Origin of the sequence: Mycobacterium vicinigordonae (assembly GCF_013466425.1) — a bacterium.
Classification (GTDB): domain Bacteria; phylum Actinomycetota; class Actinomycetes; order Mycobacteriales; family Mycobacteriaceae; genus Mycobacterium; species Mycobacterium vicinigordonae.
Genome location: NZ_CP059165.1, coordinates 5,589,262 through 5,613,078, shown reverse-complemented (window position 1 = coordinate 5,613,078; position 23,817 = coordinate 5,589,262). Strand labels below are relative to the sequence as shown.

Below are 23,817 nucleotides of genomic sequence, written 5' to 3'. Positions count from 1 at the left end.
AATTTGGCCTGAGCCGCTGGCTTCCCCGGCTTACTGGCAAAACGAGAGCAGGGTCGAATCGGCTCGTCTGCGAGGTTCAGAATGCGGCGGCTTGACCGTCGCGGCGCGGATCGCTGACCGCGAGGTACCCGTCGTCGAGTCGCCAGATCGCTTGGCAGCTGCCGAACGAATTGTAGTCATCGGTGGTGAGCAGTTCGTGCCCGCGCCGGCGCAACTCCTCGAGGGTCGACGGCGGAAACCCGTTCTCGCAGCTGACTTGCGAGCCCTGCACCCAACGGAACCGGGGGCCGTCGCAGGCTGCCTGTGGGTTCTGGGCGTAGTCCGCGATGCGGACCAGGACCTGCACGTGCCCCTGGGGCTGCATCGGCCCGCCCATCACCCCGAAACTCATCACCGGTGCGCCGCCCTTGGTCACGAAACCGGGGATGATGGTGTGGTACGGACGTTTACCCGGACCAACCTGGTTCGGATGACCCTGTGCCACAACGAAGTCCGCCCCACGGTTCTGCAACGCAATGCCGGTGCCGGGTACCACCACGCCGGAGCCGAAGCCCATATAGTTCGACTGGATCATCGACACCATCAGCCCGGAGGCGTCGGCGGCCGTCAGGTACACCGTGCCGCCCCTCGGTGTTCCTGCGCTGGCGGCTTGCGCCCGCTTCGGGTCGATCAACGCGGCGCGCTGCGACAAGTACTCCCGGTTTAGTAGATGCTCGACCGGCACCGTCATGTGTTCGATGTCGGCGACGTAAGCCTGGGCATCGGCGAATGCCAGCTTTATCGCCTCGATCTGCAGATGCACGCTGTCGGCGGAATCCACTCGAAGCGATGACAAGTCGAAGTTTTCGAGGATGCCCAGCGCGATCAGGGCGACGATGCCCTGGCCGTTGGGGGGTATCTCGTGCAATGTGTACCCGCGATAGTCTCCGCTGATGGTCCCGACCCAGTCGGCGCGGTGGGATGCTAGGTCGTCGGCCCGCATGGCGCCGCCGTTGGCGCGGCAGTGTGCTTCGAGGTTTTCGGCCAACTCGCCGCGGTAAAAGGCCTCACCGCCCGTCGAAGCGATCTTCTCCAGCGTGGCGGCGTGGTCGGGAAACTGAAACAGCTCACCCGGTTTCGGTGCCCGTCCGTGTGGCAGAAACGCTTGGGCAAATCCGGGTTGGTCGGCGAACAGCGGAACTTGGGCTCGCCACTGCGACGCCACAGTCGGAGAGACGAGAAAGCCGTTGCGGCCGTAGGAGATAGCCGGCACGAAAAGTCGGTCGAACGGAAGACGGCCGAACTTGCTATGCAACTCCGCCCAGGCCGACACGGCGCCCGGGACGGTCACCGAATTCCAGCCCAGAGCCGGGACTCGCTGGCCGGCAAAGTATTCCAGCGTCCACGCCGCGGGGGAGCGGCCCGAGGCATTCAGGCCGTGGAGTTGTTCGCCGTCCCAGACGATCGCGAACGCATCCGATCCGATGCCGTTGGACACCGGTTCGACGATTGTGAGCGTAATGGCGGTGGCGATGGCCGCATCCACCGCGTTGCCGCCCTCGGCGAGCATTCGTAGCCCGGCCTGGGCGGCCAACGGCTGCGAGGTACAGACTGCGTTGGCGGCCAGCACCGGCATGCGCGGCCGCGCGTAGGGAAAGGTCCAGCCAAACGGTGCACTCACTCTCGTGAGCCTAACGCCAGCCGGCGTGCGCCCTCCGGATCATAACCACGCCGCGAACCTCGGCAAGGTTCTTCGCCGCCCGTTATCTTCGCGGAGAGAGCCGGCTCACGCCGTCAGGAGTGGGGCCATCCAGGCGAGCTCACCCGGCAGCTGCGAACTCCAGAAACCGCCGTTGTGCCCGCCCGGCGAGAACCCGCCCGCCGGCGGGTTGGGCAGCTGGGCGATGAATTGCTTGGTCGCGGAATAGAATGGGTCGCTGTCGCCGCAGTCGATCCGGATCGGGATCGACCCCAACGCCGGCATCCCCCACACCGAATTGGCCGCGTAGTCCTCGGCCCCGTCGAAGGCACCGGGCGCGGCTGCTCCGGCGGAGGTCCACAATGCGGGGCTGACCGCGCAGATCGCCGCGGTTCGCCCCGGCCCCAGCCGACCGCCTAGCAGCAGTGCGCCGTAGCCGCCCATCGACCAGCCCAGGAATCCCACCCGTGAGGTGTCCAGGCCCTGGCCGCCCAACATCGGTAGCAGCTCGTCCAGGACCATCGCCCCGGAGTCCTCGCCGGAGGCCCGCTTGTGCCAGTAGCTACCACCGCCGTCCACGGCAACCACAGCAAACGGCGGCAGCCCCGCATTGACCGCCTGGGCCAGACCCTGCTCGACACCGCCGGCCATCACCGCCGCCGCATCGTTGCCCTTGCCATGCAGCGCAATGATCGGCCGCAGGGGTTTGGTCTGGCCAGGTGGACGCGCAATCGCCCAATTGGTGGAGATGCCGCCGCGAGCCGCCGAGACGAAGGAACCAGTCACCATTGTCGGGGCCACCTGGCCGGACGGCGCCGGATCCAGCGGTCGTGTCGGGGCCAATGGAACGTTTGTCCCACTCCCCGTAACCGGCGCGGCAACGGATTTGTCCGGCTGAACAACCATGTTGAGCGCATATGCGCCGACCGCGCCGCATGCCGCGCCGGCCCCGAGACGCAGCACGGTACGGCGGCTGACGGCAGACATGCGGGCCATCATGCCATGTCCGTTTCGCTAAAATGGCAATGCAGTACCACTTTGACTGGCAGCATGGGTGGGCGTGACAGCAGCAGTGACCCCAAAAGGGGAACGTAGGCGGTACGCACTGGTGAGTGCGGCCGCCGAGCTGCTCGGCGAGGGCGGATTCGAAGCGGTGCGTCATCGGGCGGTAGCCAGGCGCGCTGGGTTGCCCTTGGCGTCGACCACCTACTACTTCTCGTCACTGGACGATTTGATAGCCCGCGCGGTCGAACATATCGGGATGATCGAGGTGGCCCAGCTACGGGCGCGGGTCAGCGCCCTGTCGCGACGGCGCCGGGGCCCCGAGACCACCGCTGAGGTGCTGGTTGACCTACTGGTGGGGGACGTGTCCGGGCCGGGACTCGCCGAGCAGCTGATTTCTCGGTATGAGCGGCAGATCGCTTGCACTCGCCTGCCGGCGTTGCGGGAGAGCATGCGGCGCAGCCTGCGCCAACGCGCGGAGGCGGTGGCCGAGGCCATCGAGAGGTCGGGAAGGGCAGTTCAGTTTGAACTGGTGTGCACTCTGATCTCCGCGGTCGACGGCTCGGTGGTCTCCGCGCTGGTCGAGGGGCGTGACCCACGGGCCGCGGCGCTGGCCACGGTGATCGACCTTATCGATGTGCTCGCACCGGTGGATCAGCCGACGGCGCGAATCAGCTTGGCGCCGCCGGAGCTGGCGCCGTCCGATCTTGTGCCGCCCGATCTCGCGCCGCGTGATCTCGCACCGCCGGAGCCAGGTCTGCCGGTAGAGACGGCGTGACAATGCAGCCAGTCGCCGGGTCTCCGTAAACGGTGATGTCCGAAGGGCGGCACTGGGTGTAGAGCGCCACGTAAGCGCAGACGACGGCATCTATCGGGTCCTCGGCACGCCGCAGCTCACTCTTGCGGCGCGCAGCTGTGACGGTGCGCCGCAGTTCGGTCCAACCGTGGTGACCGGTGACCCGCATCGGTACCGATGCGCGCGCGAGCATCTCGACGCCGTCCATCAACCGCAGTAACTCCGACTTGAGCCCATTTACGTCGCGGCCGGGTTTGGCTTTGTACTTCAGCGTCCGGGGGAGTCGAAACAGTGCCACGGTTGCCGCATGCGGATAGACCTCGATCGCGCGGCGGGACACACCCGAGTGTGGATCGGTGTTCAAGTCCAGCGCGCGGGCCAGCCGCCCAGCGCGTGGGCCATCGGCGAACTCGGGTTTGCCGGTGTTGGCCGGATGTGCGCCCGCCTCGAATCTGCGGAAGTCGCGGCTGAGCGCGGCCTCGGCCGGACGCTGACCGGTCGGATTCTTCACCACCAACGGTGCGTCGAAACCGACCAGGCAGGCACCCTGCGTGTAGGGCCGCAGGGCCGCCAGCACCTCGGCGTCGTCGCCGACCGCACCGACAGTCACGAGGCCACCGACCTCGTCGAGCACTGCGACACCGCTCGGGTTGCGGCCCGCCCAGGCCAGGTCGACGCCGGCGAAGTACATCCGCACAGGCTATTGCCGGTCCCGACCTTAAGCTGTCCGGGTGAGCATTCCGAACGTTCTGGCCGCCCGCTACGCCAGTGCCGAGATGTTGGCGATCTGGTCGCCCGAGGCCAAGGTCGTCGCGGAGCGGCGCCTGTGGCTGGCGGTGCTGCGGGCCCAGGCCAGCCTCGGGGTCGATCTTCCCGCCGCGGCAATCGAGGACTACGAGCGTGTGCTCGATCAGGTGGACCTGGCTTCGATCGCCGCCCGCGAGCGGGTGCTGCGCCACGACGTCAAGGCCCGCATCGAGGAATTCAACGCCCTCGCCGGCCATGAGCAGGTGCACAAGGGGATGACCAGCCGTGACCTGACCGAGAACGTCGAACAGTTGCAGATCCGGCAATCACTGGAATTGGTGTTTGCACACGGGGTAGCGGTGGTGGCCCGGCTCGCGGAAAGGGCGGTGTCATACCGCGACCTGGTGATGGCGGGACGCAGTCACAACGTCGCCGCCCAGGCCACCACGTTGGGCAAACGGTTCGCCTCGGCCGCGCAAGAGATGCTGATCGGGTTGACCAGGCTGCGCGAGTTGATCGACCGCTACCCGCTGCGTGGCGTCAAGGGCCCGATGGGCACCGCCCAGGACATGCTCGACTTGTTCGGCGGCGAGGTAGCCAAGCTGTCTGAGCTGGAGCACAGCATCGCTGAATTCCTGGGCTTTGCAACGGTTTTACGCAGCGTTGGCCAGGTGTACCCGCGCTCGCTGGACCACGACGTGGTGTCCGCACTGGTGCAGTTGGGTTCGGGACCATCGTCGCTGGCGCATACCATCCGGCTGATGGCCGGGCATGAGCTGGTCACCGAGGGCTTCGCCGAGGGCCAAGTCGGTTCCTCGGCGATGCCGCACAAGATGAACACGCGCAGCTGCGAGCGGGTCAACGGCCTGCAGGTGGTGCTGCGCGGGTATGCCTCGATGGCTGCCGAACTGGCCGGCGCGCAGTGGAACGAGGGCGACGTATTCTGCTCGGTGGTGCGCCGGGTTGCGTTGCCGGACAGCTTTTTTGCCATCGACGGACAGATCGAGACGTTCCTTACGGTGCTCGATGAGTTCGGCGCCTACCCGGCGGTGATCCAGCGTGAGTTGGACCGCTACCTGCCTTTCTTGGCTACCACCAAGGTGTTGATCGCCGCGGTACGTGCGGGCATGGGCCGCGAGTCCGCACACCATGTGATCCGCGAACACGCGGTGGCCACCGCGCTTGCCATGCGTGAGCATGGTGCCGAGCCGGATCTTCTGGAGCGGCTGGCTGCCGATCCGCGGCTTCCGCTGGACCGGGCGGCCCTGGACGCCGCGTTGGCCGATAGGAAGGCCTTTACCGGCGCGGCCGGCGATCAGATTGACGAGGTTGCCGGGGCGGTGGAGCAACTGGTGCAGCGCTATCCGGAGGCGGCCAAGTACACCCCCGGGGCGATCCTGTGACTGCGATTGCCGCGCTCGCCGGCATCGACTTCACCGATTTGGACAATTTCGCCAGCGGCTTTCCGCACGAATTATTCGCTGTCCATCGCCGCGAGGCCCCGGTGTACTGGCACGAGCCGACCGAGAACACCCCCGACGGCGAGGGCTTCTGGTCGGTGGCCACCTACCCGGAAACGCTTGAGGTGTTGCGTGATCCGGTCACCTATTCGTCGGTGACGGGTGGTGACCGGCCGTTCGGCGGCACGCTGTTGCAGGACCTGGCCATTGCCGGCCAAGTGCTGAACATGATGGACGATCCGCGACATTCGCAGATTCGCCGGCTGGTCAGTTCCGGGCTGACGCCGCGCATGATCCGACGCGTCGAGGACGACCTGCGGGCCAGGTCGCGCCGACTGCTGGACGCGGTGGTGCCGGGAGAGCCGGTCGATTTTTTGGTCGAGGTCGCCGCCGAACTGCCGATGCAGATGATCTGCATTCTGCTAGGAGTGCCGGAGTCCGAACGGCATTGGCTGTTCGAGGCAATCGAGCCGCAGTTCGACTTCGGCGGCTCACGCAAAGCTGCATTGACGCAGCTCTCGGTCGAAGAGGCCGGGTCGCGGATGTATGCGTTCGGGCAGGAGCTGATCGCCGCCAAACGCGCCGAGCCGACCGACGACATGCTGTCGGTCGTTGCCAATGCCACCGTGGCGGGCGCCGAGTCGGCGGTGCTGTCGGATCTGGAGCTGTATCTCTTCTTCAGCCTGCTGTTCAGCGCAGGTGCCGAGACCACTCGCAACGCGGTCGCGGGCGGACTGTTGGCGCTCGCCGAGCATCCCGACCAATTGCGTTTGCTGCGTAGTGGTTTCGAGATCTTACCAACTGCCATTGAAGAGATTGTCCGCTGGACCGCGCCGTCACCGTCCAAGCGGCGCACCGCCACCCGCGATGTCACGCTCGGCGGCCAGTCGATCCGCGCGGGCCAGAAGGTGCAGATCTGGGAGGGCTCCGCCAACCGCGACGACACCGTGTTCGAGTCCGCCGGGCGATTCGACATCACCCGTAAACCCAATCCGCATTTGGGCTTTGGCCAAGGTGTGCACTACTGCCTGGGAGCCAACCTAGCCCGGCTGGAACTACGGGTGCTCTACGAGGAGATGTTTTCCCGATTCGGCTCTATACGTCTGGTGGCGCCTCCGGAGTGGACACGCAGCAATCGCCACACCGGCCTGCGTCATTTGGTCGTGGAACTCGTGCAGGCGTAATGCGCATCCGGAAGGTCGGTGTCAGGCCGTCGCCCGATGTGTTCGCCGCCGTGATGGCGACGGGAATCCTGTCGATCGCCGCGCAAAAGCAGCATTACCGTCCACTCAGTGAACCGTTGATCATGCTTGCTGCTGCCGGGATGACCCTGCTGGTCGTCCTGGTGCTGGTGACCGGCGCCGCCAAGCGCTGGGATCTGAAAGATCCCGATGTCACGGTGCGGCTTTTCACCTTCGTCGCCGCGTGCGCGGTCCTGGACAGCGGGTTGGACGCTGTGCGTGCGGTGGTGCTTCCGCTCGGCCTAGCCGCCTTCTCGTGCTGGTTGACCCTAGCCTTGCTGACCACCCGGAATATGGCGGCGAATTCGTGGACGGCGCTGCGCGACCGTGCGCGCGGTGCCTGGGAGTTGGCTAGTGTGGGCACCTCGGGAACGGCGATAGTGGCGGCCGAGTTTGCCCGGCACCCGCCATTGCACTGGTGCTCGGGAGTCGCGGTTGTCCTATGGGTAGCGGGCCTGTGCAGCTACGGCTTGATGACTTCGCTGATCCTGTGGCGCGCCATCGCCGAACGACAGGACGGGTTCGAGCCTGATTCGTGGATCTTGATGGGTGGCTTGGCCATTGCGACTCTGACCGGCGACAGAATCTGCAGCCAAGCCGCCGGGTGGTTAGGGTCGACGGTGGCCACGGTCACGGTGCTGACGTGGTTGGCCGCCACCCTATGGATTCCAGCACTGACCTATCTGGTCTTGCGGCGCATCAAGCGGCGGCCCGCGCTGTTGCGCTTCGCCGGGGTGTGGTGGGCGATGGTGTTTCCGTTGGGGATGTATTCGGTCGCGACCGCCGCGACCGCTGCCAACGGCGCTGCCGCCGCCGAGCTTGGCCGGTCCTCGCTGAAGAGCGTTTCGCTGGTGTTCTTCTGGATTGCGTTGGTGGCGTGGCTTGTTGTGGTCCTCGCCGGGCTGCTGCGGATCAGAGCGTTAGCCGCTGCAACGTCAAAGCGTTAACTGGTGCGACCAAGTACCCGCATTAACTGGTGCAAATAGGTAGGTGTCGGGTTTACGATGCCTCTGCGGCGTTTGCCGCATGCCCGGTACAGGAGGGGCGATGACTGAGGCACGGCCAGAGGTTGGGACGCAATTCGGCCCTTACCTACTCAAGCGCATGCTCGGCAGCGGCGGCATGGGGACGGTGTACGAAGCTCAGGACACCGCCATGGACCGTGTCGTGGCCCTGAAGCTCATCTCGGGACCCTACGCACAGGACCCGAACTACCGGCAGCGGCTGCAGCGCGAAGCCCGGATCGCCGGGCGGTTACAGGACCCCCACGTGGTGCCGATCCACTCCACCGGGGAGATCGACGGGCAGCTCTACGTCGACATGCGGCTGATCAACGGCACCGACTTGGAGACGATCCTGCAGCGCTCGGGGCCGCTGTCGCCGGAGAAGGCAGTGGCCATGGTGCGCCAGATCGCCTCGGCGCTGGATGCCGCGCACTCCGCCGGTGTGCTGCACCGCGACGTCAAGCCGGGAAACATCTTGATCACCGCGGACGACTTCGCCTACCTGGTGGATTTCGGGATCGCCAATGCTGCCACCGAGTCCAAGCTGACCCAGATGGGCGACGTGTTGGGAACCTGGACTTACATGGCGCCGGAACGATTCCGTGGCGACGAGAGCCAGGTGACGTCGCGTGCGGACACCTACGCGCTGGCGTGCGTTCTTTTCGAAGCCCTGACCGGTTCGCCACCGTTCGCGGGCGACACCGCGAGCCTGGTCGGTGCGCACCTGAGCGAGCCACCACCCCGCGTCAGTGCACGGGTCGGGCTGCCGCCTGCGCTGGACGACGTGATCGCTCGTGGCATGGCGAAGGATCCCGCGCAGCGATATGCCACAAGTGGTGAGTTCGCTCGGGCGGCGGAGAACTGCCTTGCGTCCCTTGGCAGTTCGACGACTGCCTTCACCGTTCCCGCGGCCACCGCGCCGATCGTGCCGACCCAACCAGCGCCGGTACCACCTCCGCAGCAGCCGGCGCCATCTCCGCAGCAGCCGGGCGAGCCGCAGTGGACACAGCCGCCCGGCCAGTACCCACCGATGGTTGCCGGGGGGCCGCCACCGGCAGCCGGCAAGCGCACTCGGTGGATTCTGGTTGCGGCGGCGGTGCTGCTCGTCGTCGCCGTGGTGGCCGGGGTGGCGATCTGGCAGCTGACTAAAGCGGACTCCGACCACGCAAACGCAGCCAATATCAGCAAGCTGGACGTGGGCCGCTACGGAATCAAGCCGCGGCCGCTGCCCGGTCCCGCCACCGTCGACGAGGGGCGAGCGCTCGAGGCGTTCCGTCTGGCCGAAGGCCTGGCAGATCCGTATGAAGTGGATCCCATCCTGGACCACGTCTACGGAGAGGCCATCCCCACCCCGGAGCTGGCTGCCACCGCTATCTCGGGTACCGGAACCCCGATTACCCAACCGGTGCTGGAGAAGTACAACATGATCTCCGGCTACCTTGTCCAGGGCATTTCCAAGTCCCTCCCCGATTTTGTGCACAACGGCAGCGCCGACCTGCTGCGGATTCTGCTGACGAGCTTCCCGAACGACGATGCGGCCGCCCGGGCTGCCGCTGAGATGGATTCGGTCGACTTTGCTGTCAGCCCCGAGAACCGACCGGTGGACATACCTAACTATCCGCAGGCCAAGGCGCATTATCGTCCCGATTCCCCGTCGGTCGGTGCGACCATGGCCGCAGGCCGGACGGTCTTGTCGATCGCGGTTCGCAGCGACACCCGCCCCGACCTTTCGTATCTGACCAAGCGGATCGAAAGCGCGCTCGACTTGCAGGCCCCCCTGTCGGCCAAGCTCGTCCCGTCCCTCGCGGTAGGGCTCACTGAGCTGCCGCTGGACCCCAATCGCATGCTCAGCCGGCTTTTCTTCGCCGGCGACGTGCCAAAAGTATCCGCCACCTTCGGTAGCATCGGCCCACGGGCGGCGCTCCTCTGCGCGGATAGCCAGGCGCGAAAGGATGGCCTGTTCAACCAGGCTGGAATCGACCAGTGCGCATTCAGCGCCGACTCCACCTTGCTGCGGACAAAGGACGAGTCAACCGCCACTGCGATCCTGCCGAAGCTGGTGGAGGCGGAACGAGGCGAATACATCGACCATGAAATTCCACCGCCCGCCGGGCTCCCGGCTGCCAGGTGCTACGAGCAGAAACCAGATGTCGTTGCCGACAACCCCAACGCCCGATTCGAGTGTCTGGTCTCGTTCGGGCGGTACGTCGCGGCGGTGCGCAGCAACGAGGACAAAGACGCGCGGCAGCGCGCTGCCGCCCAGTACGCCATTCTGGTCAACAGCGCCTGAGCTGGCACTTCTAGCGCGCCGGTAGTCAGTCCATGCGGAGCCGGATTCCCGCTGCTCGCAATTCGAGCGCGGCCAGGCCGCGGACGACCGTAGGATCCTCATAGCGCCAACCGCCGACTGGGTCAGCACTGACGGCAGCCAGCTTGGCCGGAGACCGGTTGGCCAAGGCGCGCAACGCAAGTAGCTGCTGACCGGCTGCAGTGTCAGCCAGCGCGGTCACCACCCATTTGCGTCGGAAGAACCGGATCCGCAGATACAGCCACGGAACTGTCACTGCGAGGATGGGCGGCAGGGCGACCGCCAGCGCCAGCACCACTGCCAGCCAGGTCGCCGTGGTGCTGAGATCGTGTCCGGCACCGGCCACGTCGAGGGCCGCCTGGCTGGCCGCGTCCAGCGGTTTGCCCAGGGCGTCACCCAGCAGCGGAACGTTGTGTGCACCGTGCCCGGCGGACGCGAGATTGCCGGCGAGTCCCTTCGAGCCGGTCTCGACCTGGCGTCCGGCCTCGGCGATGGTGGCGATCGCCTCGTGTACCGCCAAGCCGACGAACACCCAGATCACCGTCCATATCGAGATGATGATGTCGCTGAGAAGCTGACCAAACAGCCGAACGGGTCTGGTCGAGTAGGGCAGATACCGGCTCATGACACTGATACCAGCACAGCTGGCATCCAAAATGGCGACGGCTTGCCCGATAGGCTGACCCGATGCGACCCGCTTTGTCCGATTATCAGCATCTGGCCAGTGGCAAGGTTCGCGAGATCTACGGTGTCGACGATGACCACCTGCTGCTGGTCGCCTCCGATCGGATCTCGGCGTACGACTTCATCCTGGACAGCACGATCCCCGACAAGGGCCGCATCCTGACCGCGATGAGCGTGTTCTTCTTCGGCCTGATCTCCCGGCTCACACAGGTCCCCAATCACCTCGCTGGGCCGCCGGACGACCCGCGGATTCCCGACGAGGTGCTCGGTCGTGCGCTGGTGGTGCGGCGGCTGGAAATGATGCCGGTGGAATGCGTGGCGCGCGGCTACCTCACCGGCTCGGGCTTGCTGGACTACCAGGCCACTGGGAAGGTCTGCGGCATCCCATTGCCGCCGGGGCTGGTGGAGGCCAGCAAGTTCACCACGCCGCTATTCACCCCGGCGACCAAGGCCGAGTTGGGTGACCACGACGAGAACATCGCATTCGACCGCGTCATCGAGCTGGTGGGGGCGGTGCGCGCCAACCAGTTACGCGACCGCACCTTGCAGATTTACGTTCAGGCCGCCGATCACGCGCTGAGTAAAGGAATCATCATCGCCGATACCAAGTTCGAGTTCGGTTCGGACACCGACGGAAACCTGTTGCTGGCCGACGAGATTTTCACCCCGGATTCGTCGCGCTACTGGCCGGCGGACGAATACCGGCCGGGTGTGGTGCAGACGGCGTTCGACAAGCAGTTCGTCCGCAACTGGCTCACCAGTGCCGAGTCCGGCTGGGACCGGCACGGCACCGAACCGCCGCCCCCGCTGCCCGGCGAGATCGTCGACGCCACCCGTGGTCGTTACATCGAAGCATACGAACGGATTTCGGGCCTGAGGTTCGGCGACTGGATCGGTCCCGGCGCATGACCGGACAACCGCTGCCACCCGTTGCGAAGAGGATCGACATCCGCCGCGAGTACCATGGTGACGTCTTCGTCGATCCCTATGAATGGTTGCGCGACAAGGACAATCCCGAAGTGATCGCGTACCTGGAAGCCGAGAACGATTACGTCGATCAAAGCACCGCTCACTTGGAGGCGTTGCAGCAGAAGATCTTCAGCGAAATCAAGGCGCGCACCAAGGAGACCGACCTGTCGGTTCCGACCCGGCGCGGCGACTGGTGGTATTACGCCCGCACGTTCGAGGGGAAGCAGTACGGGGTGCATTGCCGTTGTCCGGTAAGTGATCCCGACGACTGGAACCCGCCGCAATTCGACGAGCACACCGAGATTGCCCGGGAGCAGGTGCTACTGGACGAGAACGTCGAAGCCGAAGGCCACGACTTCTTCGCGCTCGGCGCAGCCAGTGTCAGCCTGGATGCCAACCTGCTGGCGTACTCCGTCGACGTGATCGGCGATGAGCGATATACCTTGCGATTCAAGAACTTGCGCACCGGCGAGTTATATCCCGACGAGATCGCTGGCATCGGCGCCGGCGCGACCTGGGCGGCAGATAACGCCACCGTCTACTACAGCACCGTGGACGAGGCCTGGCGTCCGGATACGGTGTGGCGCTACCGTCTCGGTTCCGGCGGGCACTCGGTGCAGGTCTATCACGAACCCGACGAACGGTTCTGGCTTGGGGTCGGGCGTACCCGCAGCGATGCCTACCTGGTGATCGCGGCGGGGTCGTCGATCACTTCGGAGGTGCGCTACGCCGACGCGGCTGACCCCGACGCTGAATTCACTGTGGTGCTGCCCCGTCGCGAGGGCGTCGAGTACTCAGTGGAGCATGCCGTCGTCGGCGGCCAGGAGCGATTCTTGATCCTGCACAACGACGCGGCGGTGAACTTCACGCTAGTGGAGGCGCCAGTAGATGCGCCGACTCGGCAGACCACGCTGATCCCGCACCGTGACGACGTCCGCCTCGACGGCGTGGACGCCTTCGCCGACCACCTGGTGGTCAGTTATCGTCGTACCGCACTGCCGCGAATTCAGTTGTGGCCATTCAGTTCTGACGGTACCTACGGTGCTCCGGAGGAACTCGAGTTCGATTCGGAGCTGATGTCGTCCGGGTTGGGGGCCAACCCGAACTGGATGTCACCGAAGTTGCGGGTCGGCGCCGGATCGTTTGTCACACCGATGCGGATCTACGACCTGGATCTGGTGACTGGCGAGCGCACCCTGCTCAAGGAACAGTCGGTGCAGGGTGATTACCGCCGCGAAGACTATGTGGAACGGCGCGACTGGGCGATTGCCGCGGACGGTGCCCGCATACCGGTCTCGATCGTGCATCGAGCCGACATCGAGTTCCCTGCGCCGGCACTGATTTACGGGTACGGGGCCTACGAGATGTGCGAGGACCCGCGGTTCTCCATCGCCCGGTTGTCGCTGCTGGATCGCGGCATGGTTTTCGTCGCGGCCCATGTGCGTGGCGGCGGCGAAATGGGCCGGCTGTGGTACGAGCACGGCAAATTGCTGCAAAAGAAGAACACCTTCACCGACTTCATCGCGGTGGCAAGGCATCTGGTGGACTCGGGGTTGACCCGGCCGCGGCAACTGGTAGCCCTGGGCGGCAGCGCTGGGGGCCTGCTGATGGGGGCGGTGGCCAATATGGCCCCGGAACTGTTCGCCGGAATCCTGGCCCAGGTCCCTTTCGTCGACCCGCTGACCACCATCCTGGATCCCTCCTTGCCGCTCACCGTCACCGAGTGGGACGAGTGGGGAAACCCATTAAGTGACAGCGATGTCTACGCCTATATGAAGTCGTATTCGCCGTACGAGAACGTGGTGCGCCAGCGGTATCCGGCGATCCTGGCGATGACGTCGCTGAACGACACGCGGGTCTACTACGTCGAGCCGGCCAAGTGGGTCGCGGCGCTGCGGCACGCGAATGCCGAGGGTAATCCGGTGCTGTTGAAGACCCAGATGAAGGCCGGCCATGGCGGAATCAGCGGACGTTACGAGCGCTGGAAAGAGACGGCGTTCCAGTACGCGTGGTTGCTAACCACCGCTAAGGGCGACGACGAGCGCGGCGCCTAGAAAGACAGCTTCCTCGACACTGCGTACCGACAGGCGGGTCGTCATCGACTTGGGCGGATTTGGCATCCGCGCCGCGTAGATGTTGGCCGGGAACATCGCCAGCATCAACAGCAGCAGGCAGGCCGCCGCGATCGTTCGGGTCGCGGGTAGCAGCAGGCCTGCCGCGCCCAGCAGTTCCAGCACGCCGGTGCCGGTGACCAGCAGGCCCGGTGCGGGCAAACGGGGCGGAACGATCGCGATCAGATCCGTCCGTAGCGGCGGCACGAAGTGGGCCACACCGGTAACCACGAACATCACGGCCAGGCCGAGTGCGACCGCCTCCGGCCAGCCGTCGACGTAGCTCACACCGAACCAGCCGATAACGCGGGCGACCGCTGTACTGAGCAACAGCGCGAGTAGGGGAGCCATCGCATACCTCCTTTATCTAGACAATGACAAGATATAACTCGATGAGATTAGGTTGGCGATCTTGGCGCTGTCAAGATTGATTGGCTATGCTTTTTGATATGAGCCGGGCGAGCTACCACCACGGAGACCTGCGTGCGGTGATCCTGGCCGAAGCCGCCCGAGCGGTGGCCGCGCGCGGCGCCGAGCGGATATCGCTGCGCGAATTGGCGCGTGATGCCGGTGTGTCACACGCTGCACCGGCCCATCATTTCGGCGACCGCCGTGGCTTGTTCACTGCGTTGGCCACCCAGGGATTCCGGCTGCTCGCCGAAGCCCTCGTGCGGGCCATGACCGCGCCCGGAGCGCAGTTTTCCGACGCGGCCCTAGCCTATGTGCGGTTCGCCCTCGAGCGTCCTGGCCATTACCAGGTCATGTTCAACAGGTCGTTGCTTGACGGCTCCGACGCCGAGCTCGCCGCCGCTGAAGCCGCCGCGGCCGCCGAGTTGTCACGAGGAGTGGCGACGTTGCACGATCCGAACGCGAGGGCCGACCCGGCCGGCGCCGAACTCGCGGCATGGTCTCTGGTGCACGGCTTTTCGATGCTATGGCTCAACGACACCGTCGACGCCCGAGTGAAGGCCGTCGACCCGATGGACACCGTCGCCCGCATCGCCACGATGCTGTTCGCCGGCTGAGCTAGCCAGCCGGAGTCTTGGGCAGGAACGCGGCCGGGATTAGCGTCAACGTCACCAACACCACTGCGATCGCCAACACCACGGTGTAGGCGTGCGACAGGTCGTGCAGCAGTACGGTGTCGAAGTCCGGATCCATCGTCCGCCTCGGTATCGCCGACGGGTCGACGGTCACCCCGCGCCGGGCCGCGTCCTGCTGTATGCGCGTCAGTTCGTTTGCGGCGGTGATGGTCGGGCTGCGGTTGAACTGGCTGGTCAACACCATCGACATCAGCGCGGTGCCGATCGAACCGCCGACCTGATGGTTCACGCTGATCAAGGTCGAACCACGGGCGATATCGTGCGGTCCGAGCGCCTGCACCGCGGCGCCGGACAGCGGCATCATCGTGCAGCCCATGCCCATGCCGACGATCACCAGCCCGGCGCACATCGTCGGCAAATACTCGGCCTGGCGGGCGATGGCAAAGGTGACGGCCGCCATACCCAACGCGATCAGGCCAATTCCGAACAGCACCGCTTTCCCGGGTCCTTTTCGGTCCACGAACACCCCGGCAAATGGCATGGTCAGCATCGCGCCGATGCCTTGCGGAATGAGCAGCATCCCGGATTGCAGCGGCGTCTGGTGGGTGACCTGCTGTAGATAGCTCGGCAGCAGCAGTGCGCTGCCGAAAAAGGCGATCGCGAACAGCAGCGCCGTGACGTTGGCCCGGGTCACCAACGGGATCTTGAACAGCCGCAGGTCGATCAGCGGGTGCTCGGCTCGGAACCACGCGTGCGCGACGAACAAGACGATCAATGTCAGGCCGACGACCACCGGTATCAACACATGCCGGTCGGCCACCGTGCCGCGGCCGGGAACTGACGACACCCCGAACAGGAAGGTGGCCAAGCCGGGTGACAGCAGCAGCACGCCAACGACGTCGAAGGTCTCCGACGGGGTCGGTTCGTCGCGCGGGAACACCAATAGCGCCAGGACGAACGCGCACAATCCGATCGGCAGATTGACCAGGAAGATCCAAGGCCAGCCGAATTCGCCGATCAGCCAGCCGCCCAGAATCGGTCCGCTGATCGGGCCGATCAGCATCGGGATGCCCAGTATCGACATCAGCCGGCCGAGCCGTTTCGGACCCGCCACTTGCGTAAGGATCGTGAATCCCAACGGCATCATCATGCCGCCGCACATGCCCTGCACCACCCGAAATACGATGAGCAGCAGAATGTTCGGCGCCATCGCACACAGCAGGGAGCCGACGATGAAGGCCAGCACCGAACCCATCCACAGCCGCTTGGTACCGAATCGGTCGGCCGCCCAGCCGGCTATCGGGATAACGGTGGCCAGCGCCAGCGTGTAGCCCGTCATGGTCCAGCCGACCACGGCCTGCGTGGACTCGAAGTCGACGATGAAGGTGCGCTGCGCGACGTTGACGATGGTGGCGTCGACGGCCATCATCATTGACGCCAGAATGCACACCCCGGCGGTCCGGAAGGTCGCGGCGTCGAGCTTGTCGGGATAGTCGTGATGGACATTCGACTGCCCGGTGGAGCTAGTGGTCGGCAGCGCGGCGTCAGCCGGTGTGGGAGGCGCCTTATCCATGGCGTTACTGAGGATATCTAACCGATTGTTCGACCTGATCAGCGGGCGGATGGTCGTCTGGAGTCTGCGTGTCCTTCACGGTCGAGACACCTGTGGTCGGCAAACTACAAGCGTGTCTGGAAAACTGATCGTCTCGGTCTCGGGTATCGGTGAGCAAACCCTGTCCGACGTCGAGGACTTTTGTGCGCAAATGGACTCCCGTTCCGTCCCGGTGTCGCTGTTGGTGGCACCGCGCCTCGGTGATCGCTATCGCCTCGACCGCGACGCCCGCACTGTTGACTGGCTCTCGGCCCGGCGTTCCGGCGGCGACGCGCTGGTGCTGCACGGCTTCGACGAGTCAGCGGTCAAGAAGCGCCGAGGCGAGTTCGCGACGCTGCACGCCCACGAGGCGAACCTCCGGCTCAAGGGTGCCGATCGGGTGCTCGAGCATCTCGGGTTGCGCACTCGGCTGTTTGCGGCACCCGGCTGGCTGGTCTCGCCCGGTGTGGTCAAGGCATTGCCGTCCAACGGTTTTCGTTTACTGGCCGACGCCTACGGTGTGACCGACCTGGTGCGCAACACCACCGTGCGGGCCCGCGTGCTGGGTATCGGCGAGGGTTATCTGGCAGAGCCGTGGTGGTGCCGGATGGTGGTGATGTCCGCCGACCGCACCGCCCGGCGCGGTGGTGTGGTGCGGATCGCAGTCGCCGCCCGTCACCTGCGCAAGCCCGGACCGCGGCAAGCCATGCTCGACGCCGTCGACCTCGCTCTACTGCAGGAATGCACCCCGATGGTGTACCGGTGGCGTGCAGACAAGGCGGTTCTGGACGCCGCCTAAGTCGCGCCCGGTCACCCGTTCGGGTGGCACTACCCTGTACCGACATGAGCGATGCGAGTTCGGGTTCCGAGGAGTTCAAAGCCGACGTGATCGTCGTCGGGGCCGGGCTGGCCGGACTGGTCGCGGCCTGCGAACTGGTGGAACGTGGCCTGCGCGTGCTGATCCTGGATCAGGAGAACAGCGCCAATCTGGGAGGGCAGGCGTACTGGTCGTTCGGCGGCCTGTTCTTCGTCAACAGCCCAGAGCAGCGCCGGCTGGGCATTCGGGACAGCCACGAACTCGCGTTGCAGGACTGGTTGGGCACGGCCGCGTTCGATCGGCCGGAGGACTACTGGCCCGAGCAGTGGGCGCACGCTTACGTCGACTTCGCGGCGGGGGAGAAGCGTAGCTGGCTGCGGGCCCGCGGCCTGAAGATCTTCCCGCTGGTCGGCTGGGCCGAGCGAGGCGGTTACGACGCGCAGGGACACGGCAATTCAGTGCCCCGGTTCCACATCACCTGGGGCACCGGCCCCGCGCTGGTCGAGATCTTTGCCCGGCAGCTGCGTAACCGGCCGAACGTTCGCTTCGCGCACCGCCACCAGGTGGACCGGTTGATCGTGGAGAGCGACGCGGTGACCGGCGTCCGGGGCACCGTATTGGAGCCGTGCGATCAGCCGCGCGGCGTACCTTCGTCACGAAAATCGATGGGGAAGTTTGAATTTCGGGCGTCTGCGGTGATCGTCACCAGCGGCGGCATCGGTGGCAACCACGAGCTGGTGCGCAAGAACTGGCCGCGCCGGATGGGCCGCGCGCCCAAGCAGCTGCTCAGCGGGGTACCCGCGCACGTGGACGGCAGGATGATCGGTATCGCCCAGAAAGCCGGTGCGCGAGTGATCAACCCCGACCGGATGTGGCATTACACCGAGGGCATCACCAATTACGACCCGATCTGGCCGCTGCATGGTATCCGGATCATTCCGGGGCCGTCGTCACTGTGGCTCGACGGGGCGGGGAATCGTTTGCCGGTACCGTTGTATCCGGGATTCGACACGTTGGGCACTTTGGAGCACATTGCCCAATCCGGCTACGACTACACCTGGTTTGTGTTGAACGCGAAGATCATTGAAAAGGAATTCGCGCTGTCGGGTCAAGAGCAGAACCCTGACCTGACCGGGCAGAGCGTCCGCCAACTGCTGCGCTCGCGGGCCAGCTCCGGTCCGCCGGCGCCGGTGCAGGCGTTCATCGACCGGGGTGTGGACTTTGTGACCGCCGATTCGCTGCCCGATCTGGTGGAGGCCATGAACGCGCTGCCGGACGTGGAGCCGTTGGACTACGAGACGGTGGAAGCAGCCGTTACCGCTCGAGATCGTGAGGTCACCAATAAGTTCACCAAGGACGGTCAGATCACCGCGGTTCGCGCCGCCCGCACCTATCTAGGTGACCGGCTGGGACGTGTGGTCGCGCCGCATCGGTTGGTCGACCCCAAGGCCGGTCCACTGATCGCGGTCAAGTTGCACATTCTCACTCGAAAGACATTGGGCGGCATAGAAACTGACTTGGATTCGCGGGTGCTCAAGACCGACGGCAGTCCGGTGGCCGGGCTATACGCGGCCGGCGAGGTCGCTGGCTTCGGCGGTGGCGGTGTGCACGGCTACCGCGCCCTAGAGGGCACCTTCCTGGGCGGTTGCATCTTCTCCGGGCGGGCCGCCGGACGCGGCGCGGCCGCCGATATCACTTAGCCGCCGGGCCCACCTTCTCCGCCGAGCAGACGCAAAATCGCAAAATCGCCCGCGAATCCTGCGATTTTGCGTCTGCTCGCGCCAGGCTCAGCGCCGGATTCCGCGCCAGGCTCAGCGCCGGATTGCGCGTCAGATTCAGAAGGTGACGCCGTCCTCCTCTGGCAGCACCTGGAAGTCGGTGTCGGTCATCTCGGTGAGCCGTCCGTAGTAGATACCCCGCGCCTCGGGTGCCACGATGCCCTGGTGGATGGGAACCGCCCGCGTGGGATTCACCGCCCGCAGGTAATCGACGGCCTCCGAGATTTTCATCCACGGTGCCGCAGCGGGTGTGGCCAACACGTCCACCGGTTCGTCCGGCACGAACAACGCGTCCCCGGGATGCATCAGCCTGGCCGGGTGTTCGCCGTCGCCGATCACAAACGAGATGTTCTCTATCACAGGGATTTCCGGATGAATCACCGCATGCCGACCGCCGAGGGCTCGAATGGTCAGCTGCCCCACCGAAAGCTCGTCACCGACGTGCACCGCCCGACACGGCTGGCCCAGCTGCGCGGTGGTCTGCGGGTCGGCGTACAACGGCGCGTCCGGGTTGCCCTCCAATAACGCCGGCAGCCGCGAGACGTCGACATGGTCGGGGTGCTGGTGGGTGATCAGGATCGCCGACAGGCCGGTGATGCCCTCGAAGCCGTGGGCGAAGCTGCCGGGGTCAAATAAGACTTTCGTTTGACCGAACTCGGCGAGTAGGCACGAATGACCGAAATGCGTCAGTTGCATGTCTACGATTGTGCCCTGATGGGGGCGGTGCAGCTGCGGATGATTCTGGCGACGATGTTGTTCGCCGGCAGCGTCGTCGTTGCACTAGTCGTGGTGGTGCCTGCGCAGGCCGACCCGGAGACCTGCCCGCCGCTCTGTGACCAGATCCCGGCAAGCGCGTGGATGGCTCACCGGTCGGTGCCGCTGGATGCGGTGTATCGGTGGCCGCCGCTGGCAAGCCGAGCGGTGCCGGTGACTGGGACCACGCCGCAGTTCAGGTTCGAGCAGGTGTGCGCCACTCCGGCCTTTCCGCAGGACACGCGCAATTCGACCGTCGCGGCCCGCGTGACGGTGACGCAGCCCGACGGTCAGTGGCAGCTGCAGGCCCAGATCATGCACTGGCGCGGAGACACCGCCCGCGGCGGCGCGCTCGCTGCGTCGGTCTTGGGCACAGCGGTAGCCGCCCTGCGGGCGTGCCAGTTGGGCGCACCCGCGCAGTCGCCGTCGATCACCGACGATGAGCCGACCCGAATGGCAGCCGTGATCGCCGGCCCGGTCCTGATGCACACCTATTTGGTCGCGCACGTCGCCAGCAGCACGATCAGCGAGCTGACCTTGTGGGCGACCGGGTCTCCCGAGGTGGCTTGGCCGGTGATCTCCGATGCCGCCGTACTGGACGCAATGACCGCCCCGTTGTGCGAGGCCTACATCGCGTCGTGTTCGTGACTCGCGAAACTCGTTCCGGCGGTGAGTATTTAACCGGTATGTTGGGCCGATGGTGACACTCGACGTGCTCTACAGCGCGGCTTCCCATCCCTGGCCGCAGCTGCGCGAGAAGGTGCTGCGCGCTGAAGCTGACGGGTTCGGGACGGCGTGGGTTTTCGACCACCTCTCGGGTGCGATGTTGGCCGGTTCCCGGATGCTGGAGTGCTTCACCCTGGCCGGCGCGCTGGCCGCGGTGACGTCATCGATCAAGGTCGGCACCCTGGTGGTGAACGCCGCCAACCGGCCCGCCGGTGTGACGGTCGCCGCTGCCGCCTCGGTGCAGGAAATCAGCGGTGGGCGCTTCGTGTTCGGGCTCGGTGCGGGTTCGGCACCGGGCAGTCCGTGGTCACGCGAGCACGAACTGGTCGGGATCACGCTCAGCGACTCGATGCGACAGCGGCATGCGCACTTGCGCGATGTGCTTGACATGTGTGACGTCCAGTGGGACCCGAATCGGCCGGCACAATGGGCGGGGTTTCCGCTGCCCGACCCTCGACCAGCGGTATTACTGGGAGTCAACAGTGTCGCACTGGCCGAGATCGCCGGCCTGCGATGCGATGCGGTCAACGTGGCGCTCGAGCACCCGCGCATCGGCGAGTTCTTCGAGGCGGCCCGTGCCGCGCGAGCGGCATCCGCGCGGCCGGATGCTGCGCTGCTGCTCAACGCCTGGACGACGCTGTCCGAGGAGTCTCTCGATCCCGGCGGCGAGGCGCAGCGTCGCATTGCCGAGTTGGGCGGCGACGGACTGATCCTGCTCGGGTAGGCGCGGTAGAGTTGGCCCGTCTGTTCGTCCGGCTCGTGGCTTGCGCCGGTGTAGCAATCGGAGCTGAGGAGGAGCACGTTGGCCCGGGTGGTCGTGCATGTGATGCCCAAAGCGGAGATTCTCGACCCGCAGGGTCAGGCAATCGTCGGCGCGCTGGGCAGGCTGGGCCATCGCGGCGTCTCGGATGTCCGGCAGGGCAAGCGGTTTGAGTTGGAGGTCGACGACACCGTCGACGACACCGTGCTGGCCGAGATCGCCGAGTCGCTATTGGCCAACACGGTGATCGAGGACTGGACGATCACCCGGGAAACACGGTGACGGCCCGCATCGGCGTCATCACCTTTCCCGGCAGCCTCGACGACGTGGATGCCGCGCGCGCCGCGCGCATGGTGGGCGCCGAGGTGGTGAACCTCTGGCATGCCGACGCCGACCTCAAAGGCGTCGATGCAGTGGTGGTGCCCGGCGGCTTCTCCTACGGTGACTACCTGCGCGCGGGAGCGATCGCGCGGTTCGCCCCAGTGATGGGCGAAGTGGTCGCCGCCGCTGGCCGGGGTATGCCGGTGTTGGGCATTTGCAACGGTTTTCAAGTCCTCTGTGAGGCCGGCCTGCTGCCCGGGGCGCTGACCCGCAATGTGGGCCTGCACTTCGTCTGCCGCGACGTCTGGCTGCGCGTGGCATCGACAGCGACGGCCTGGACGTCGCGCTTCGAGCCTGATGCCGACCTCTTGATTCCGCTGAAGTCCGGCGAGGGCCGCTACGTGGCACCCACCCGGGTGCTCGACGAACTGGAAGGCGAGGACCGGGTGGTGTTCCGCTACCGGGACAACATCAACGGTTCGCAGAACGACATCGCCGGTGTTTCCTCGGCGAACCGGCGGGTGGTCGGCCTGATGCCACACCCCGAGCACGCGATCGAAGCGCTGACCGGCCCATCCGATGACGGGTTGGGCTTGTTCTACTCCGCGCTCGACGCGGTGCTGACCGCCTGAATCTACTCAGGCTGTCAGGCTCGCATAAAGTGCTGTGGCACTGCGTAATTCGTCGAATGCGGCGGTGAGTGCCGAGGTTGCGTCGTGGGCGTCAGTGAAGGTTTGGTCGTCGGTCAGCACCGCGATGCCGACCTGGTCGGCGTAGCTCCACACGGTGATGTTGACCGGTGCCGCGGGTGAGAGCACGCCGGTGGAGTAGATCTCGCTGACCGGGGCACCGGCGAAGTCGCCGCGCCGACGCGGACCCATCACGCTGGACACCGCCACGTTCATGATCCTGTTCGGCGCGTCGCGCCTGGCCAGCCACCGGAACATCGCCGGCGCAATCGCCGCCGGCAGGTAGCTCATCATTCGCCCGTACAGGGTTGGGCCGAGGATCTCGTGATCCTCCTTGGCGAACCGGGTGGCCAGCGCCACCAGGCGCAGCCGTTTGATCGGATCGGCGACGTGCACCGGCAGCGAGACGGACAGCCCGCTGATCTCGTTGCCGGTAACTCGATCCGATTTGTCGGTGGCGGTAGGGACCGAAGCGATGATCGGCCGGTCGGCGACCCCGTCGTAGTCGAGCAACAGCGTGCGCAGCCCCCCGGCGGCCATCGACAGGATCAGGTCGTTGATCGTGACACCAAACTCTGCGGCCGTGGCCTTGACGTCGGCCAGCGGCAGCGCCGCACTGGCGAACCGGCGTTGCGGCGACACCACGTGGTTGTTGAGGAAGGTCGGTGGAGCGTCGAATGTGGTGGCGAGATCGGGATGGTCACCACGCTCCCGGGTACGACGGCGTACTCTGGCCGCACCCCGCGCGGCGTCCCTCACCAAGCCGGGTAGTGCCGCGAGTTGTCGAAGTTGCTCGCTCACGGTTGCGCGCAACAGGTCGAGAGTTCCAGTGGTGCAATCGTTCTCACAGTCAGCCGTGGTAATCTCGACCAGGTTCATCATGCGCGCCAACAGATTCGCCGACGCTACGCCGTCGGCCAGCGAGTGGTGTACCTTCCCGATCACCGCGAACCGCCCGCCGGCCAGCCCCTCGGCGAAATGGAACTCCCACAGCGGACGGCTGCGATTCAGCGGCGTCGAAGCGATCCCACCGATCACCTGGTCCAGTTCGCGGCGGCCGCCGGGCGCCGGTATCCGCACCCGCCGCAGGTGGTAGTCCAGGTCGAGGTCACAATTCTGCTGCCACATCGGGTGGCCGAGCCGCCAGGGCATCTCGACCAGCCGGTAACGCAACGGCTCCAGCAGGTGCAGGCGTTCGATGAGATGGCGGCGAAATGCCTCGAATCCGAAAAGTGTTGCGCCTGGGTCGATCACGGCCACTTTCAGGGTGTGCGTGTGTAGGTTGGGCGTCTCGCTGTAGAGCAGCATCGCGTCCATGCCGTTCAGTCGTTTCATCGCG

21 protein-coding genes and 1 pseudogene are annotated in these 23,817 nt (G+C 65.8%); 14 read left to right on the top strand and 8 right to left on the bottom strand.

Annotation, left to right across the window (positions count from 1 at the left end):
• Nucleotides 1-76: 76 nt before the first annotated feature.
• Together ggt and H0P51_RS25095 are read right to left on the bottom strand one after the other, a co-directional pair.
• Nucleotides 77-1,660, bottom strand: coding sequence for a gamma-glutamyltransferase (ggt, locus tag H0P51_RS25100; RefSeq protein ID WP_213016714.1), 1,584 nt, complete (start codon nt 1,658-1,660; stop codon nt 77-79).
• Nucleotides 1,661-1,765: 105 nt separating this feature from the next.
• Nucleotides 1,766-2,677, bottom strand: coding sequence for an alpha/beta hydrolase-fold protein (locus tag H0P51_RS25095; protein ID WP_180915504.1), 912 nt, complete (start codon nt 2,675-2,677; stop codon nt 1,766-1,768).
• Nucleotides 2,678-2,732: 55 nt separating this feature from the next.
• On the opposite strand from H0P51_RS25095, the pseudogene H0P51_RS25090 reads away from it, so the two are divergent.
• Nucleotides 2,733-3,338: pseudogene (locus H0P51_RS25090) on the top strand (TetR/AcrR family transcriptional regulator); the annotation flags it as partial.
• A gap of 13 nt (nt 3,339-3,351) precedes the next feature.
• Here H0P51_RS25090 and H0P51_RS25085 read toward each other — a convergent pair.
• Nucleotides 3,352-4,167: a DUF429 domain-containing protein gene (locus tag H0P51_RS25085; RefSeq protein ID WP_180915503.1), complete on the bottom strand. Its 816-nt coding sequence runs from the start codon at nt 4,165-4,167 to the stop codon at nt 3,352-3,354.
• A 40-nt stretch (nt 4,168-4,207) separates the two neighbouring features.
• Between H0P51_RS25085 and purB the strand changes: the two genes are divergently transcribed.
• The 4 genes from purB to H0P51_RS25065 all read left to right on the top strand — a co-directional run bounded on the left by purB (nt 4,208) and on the right by H0P51_RS25065 (nt 10,218).
• Nucleotides 4,208-5,626, top strand: coding sequence for an adenylosuccinate lyase (gene purB / locus H0P51_RS25080; protein WP_180915502.1), 1,419 nt, complete (start codon nt 4,208-4,210; stop codon nt 5,624-5,626).
• Nucleotides 5,623-6,867, top strand: a complete 1,245-nt coding sequence (locus H0P51_RS25075; RefSeq protein WP_180915501.1) for a cytochrome P450 — start codon at nt 5,623-5,625, stop codon at nt 6,865-6,867. The genes purB and H0P51_RS25075 overlap by 4 nt, the downstream gene beginning before the upstream one ends.
• The gene (locus H0P51_RS25070) at nt 6,867-7,871 is read left to right on the top strand and encodes a tellurite resistance/C4-dicarboxylate transporter family protein (protein WP_180915500.1); all 1,005 of its coding nucleotides are present in this window, start codon (nt 6,867-6,869) and stop codon (nt 7,869-7,871) included. The genes H0P51_RS25075 and H0P51_RS25070 overlap by 1 nt, the downstream gene beginning before the upstream one ends.
• 100 nt (nt 7,872-7,971) lie before the next feature.
• On the top strand, nt 7,972-10,218 hold the full coding sequence (locus H0P51_RS25065) for a serine/threonine-protein kinase (protein ID WP_180915499.1): 2,247 nt from the start codon (nt 7,972-7,974) through the stop codon (nt 10,216-10,218).
• A 25-nt stretch (nt 10,219-10,243) separates the two neighbouring features.
• On the opposite strand, the gene H0P51_RS25060 is transcribed toward H0P51_RS25065, so the two are convergent.
• The gene (locus H0P51_RS25060) at nt 10,244-10,861 is read right to left on the bottom strand and encodes a hypothetical protein (protein ID WP_180915498.1); all 618 of its coding nucleotides are present in this window, start codon (nt 10,859-10,861) and stop codon (nt 10,244-10,246) included.
• 62 nt (nt 10,862-10,923) lie between these two features.
• On the opposite strand from H0P51_RS25060, the gene H0P51_RS25055 reads away from it, so the two are divergent.
• Both H0P51_RS25055 and H0P51_RS25050 read left to right on the top strand, forming a co-directional pair.
• Nucleotides 10,924-11,829 (top strand): phosphoribosylaminoimidazolesuccinocarboxamide synthase, encoded by a 906-nt coding sequence (locus H0P51_RS25055; protein ID WP_180915497.1) that lies wholly within the window; start codon nt 10,924-10,926, stop codon nt 11,827-11,829.
• Nucleotides 11,826-13,943 (top strand): S9 family peptidase, encoded by a 2,118-nt coding sequence (locus H0P51_RS25050; RefSeq protein ID WP_180915496.1) that lies wholly within the window; start codon nt 11,826-11,828, stop codon nt 13,941-13,943. The genes H0P51_RS25055 and H0P51_RS25050 overlap by 4 nt, the downstream gene beginning before the upstream one ends.
• On the opposite strand, the gene H0P51_RS25045 is transcribed toward H0P51_RS25050, so the two are convergent.
• Nucleotides 13,905-14,351, bottom strand: a complete 447-nt coding sequence (locus H0P51_RS25045) for a DoxX family protein (RefSeq protein WP_180915495.1) — start codon at nt 14,349-14,351, stop codon at nt 13,905-13,907. The genes H0P51_RS25050 and H0P51_RS25045 overlap by 39 nt on opposite strands.
• A 98-nt stretch (nt 14,352-14,449) precedes the next feature.
• Here H0P51_RS25045 and H0P51_RS25040 point away from each other — a divergent pair, with 98 nt between their 5' ends.
• Nucleotides 14,450-15,025 carry a TetR/AcrR family transcriptional regulator gene (locus tag H0P51_RS25040; RefSeq protein WP_180915494.1) on the top strand — a complete coding sequence of 192 codons (576 nt, stop codon included), beginning with the start codon at nt 14,450-14,452 and terminating at the stop codon, nt 15,023-15,025.
• A gap of 1 nt (nt 15,026) precedes the next feature.
• Here H0P51_RS25040 and H0P51_RS25035 read toward each other — a convergent pair whose 3' ends face one another.
• Complete coding sequence (locus H0P51_RS25035) at nt 15,027-16,631, bottom strand: DHA2 family efflux MFS transporter permease subunit (protein WP_180919221.1); 1,605 nt, start codon at nt 16,629-16,631, stop codon at nt 15,027-15,029.
• Nucleotides 16,632-16,728: 97 nt separating this feature from the next.
• Here H0P51_RS25035 and H0P51_RS25030 point away from each other — a divergent pair, with 97 nt between their 5' ends.
• On the top strand, nt 16,729-17,433 hold the full coding sequence (locus tag H0P51_RS25030) for a DUF2334 domain-containing protein (protein WP_180915493.1): 705 nt from the start codon (nt 16,729-16,731) through the stop codon (nt 17,431-17,433).
• Between the two features lie 23 nt (nt 17,434-17,456).
• Complete coding sequence (locus H0P51_RS25025; protein WP_180915492.1) at nt 17,457-19,151, top strand: FAD-binding dehydrogenase; 1,695 nt, start codon at nt 17,457-17,459, stop codon at nt 19,149-19,151.
• Nucleotides 19,152-19,286: 135 nt separating this feature from the next.
• Here H0P51_RS25025 and H0P51_RS25020 read toward each other — a convergent pair whose 3' ends face one another.
• Nucleotides 19,287-19,925, bottom strand: coding sequence for an MBL fold metallo-hydrolase (locus tag H0P51_RS25020; protein ID WP_180915491.1), 639 nt, complete (start codon nt 19,923-19,925; stop codon nt 19,287-19,289).
• Between H0P51_RS25020 and H0P51_RS25015 the strand changes: the two genes are divergently transcribed.
• From H0P51_RS25015 to purQ, 4 genes are all read left to right on the top strand, one after another.
• Entirely contained in the window at nt 19,902-20,630 is a 729-nt protein-coding gene (locus H0P51_RS25015) for an ATPase (RefSeq protein WP_180915490.1), read from the top strand. The two genes, H0P51_RS25020 and H0P51_RS25015, sit on opposite strands and share 24 nt — an antisense overlap.
• Before the next feature lie 49 nt (nt 20,631-20,679).
• Nucleotides 20,680-21,432 carry an LLM class flavin-dependent oxidoreductase gene (locus H0P51_RS25010; protein ID WP_180915489.1) on the top strand — a complete coding sequence of 251 codons (753 nt, stop codon included), beginning with the start codon at nt 20,680-20,682 and terminating at the stop codon, nt 21,430-21,432.
• A 78-nt stretch (nt 21,433-21,510) separates the two neighbouring features.
• Nucleotides 21,511-21,750: a phosphoribosylformylglycinamidine synthase subunit PurS gene (purS, locus tag H0P51_RS25005; protein ID WP_180915488.1), complete on the top strand. Its 240-nt coding sequence runs from the start codon at nt 21,511-21,513 to the stop codon at nt 21,748-21,750.
• A complete protein-coding gene (purQ, locus tag H0P51_RS25000; protein ID WP_180915487.1) occupies nt 21,747-22,421 on the top strand; it encodes a phosphoribosylformylglycinamidine synthase subunit PurQ in 675 nt (224 codons plus the stop codon). The genes purS and purQ overlap by 4 nt, the downstream gene beginning before the upstream one ends.
• A 6-nt stretch (nt 22,422-22,427) precedes the next feature.
• Here purQ and H0P51_RS24995 read toward each other — a convergent pair whose 3' ends face one another.
• Complete coding sequence (locus H0P51_RS24995; protein ID WP_180915486.1) at nt 22,428-23,813, bottom strand: WS/DGAT/MGAT family O-acyltransferase; 1,386 nt, start codon at nt 23,811-23,813, stop codon at nt 22,428-22,430.
• Between the last annotated feature and the right edge of the window lie 4 nt (nt 23,814-23,817).

Excerpts from the sequence above, each read along its gene's own strand:
- H0P51_RS25020 (WP_180915491.1), bottom strand. The coding sequence starts at position 19,925 with ATGCAACTGACGCATTTCGGTCATTCGTGCCTACTCGCCGAGTTCGGT.
- H0P51_RS25070 (WP_180915500.1), top strand. The coding sequence starts at position 6,867 with ATGCGCATCCGGAAGGTCGGTGTCAGGCCGTCGCCCGATGTGTTCGCC.
- H0P51_RS25065 (WP_180915499.1), top strand. The coding sequence starts at position 7,972 with ATGACTGAGGCACGGCCAGAGGTTGGGACGCAATTCGGCCCTTACCTA.
- H0P51_RS25040 (WP_180915494.1), top strand. The coding sequence starts at position 14,450 with ATGAGCCGGGCGAGCTACCACCACGGAGACCTGCGTGCGGTGATCCTG.
- H0P51_RS25045 (WP_180915495.1), bottom strand. The coding sequence starts at position 14,351 with ATGGCTCCCCTACTCGCGCTGTTGCTCAGTACAGCGGTCGCCCGCGTT.
- H0P51_RS25085 (WP_180915503.1), bottom strand. The coding sequence starts at position 4,167 with ATGTACTTCGCCGGCGTCGACCTGGCCTGGGCGGGCCGCAACCCGAGC.
- H0P51_RS24995 (WP_180915486.1), bottom strand. The coding sequence starts at position 23,813 with ATGAAACGACTGAACGGCATGGACGCGATGCTGCTCTACAGCGAGACG.
- H0P51_RS25060 (WP_180915498.1), bottom strand. The coding sequence starts at position 10,861 with ATGAGCCGGTATCTGCCCTACTCGACCAGACCCGTTCGGCTGTTTGGT.
- H0P51_RS25050 (WP_180915496.1), top strand. The coding sequence starts at position 11,826 with ATGACCGGACAACCGCTGCCACCCGTTGCGAAGAGGATCGACATCCGC.
- H0P51_RS25095 (WP_180915504.1), bottom strand. The coding sequence starts at position 2,677 with ATGATGGCCCGCATGTCTGCCGTCAGCCGCCGTACCGTGCTGCGTCTC.
- H0P51_RS25010 (WP_180915489.1), top strand. The coding sequence starts at position 20,680 with ATGGTGACACTCGACGTGCTCTACAGCGCGGCTTCCCATCCCTGGCCG.
- H0P51_RS25055 (WP_180915497.1), top strand. The coding sequence starts at position 10,924 with ATGCGACCCGCTTTGTCCGATTATCAGCATCTGGCCAGTGGCAAGGTT.
- H0P51_RS25015 (WP_180915490.1), top strand. The coding sequence starts at position 19,902 with ATGACCGAAATGCGTCAGTTGCATGTCTACGATTGTGCCCTGATGGGG.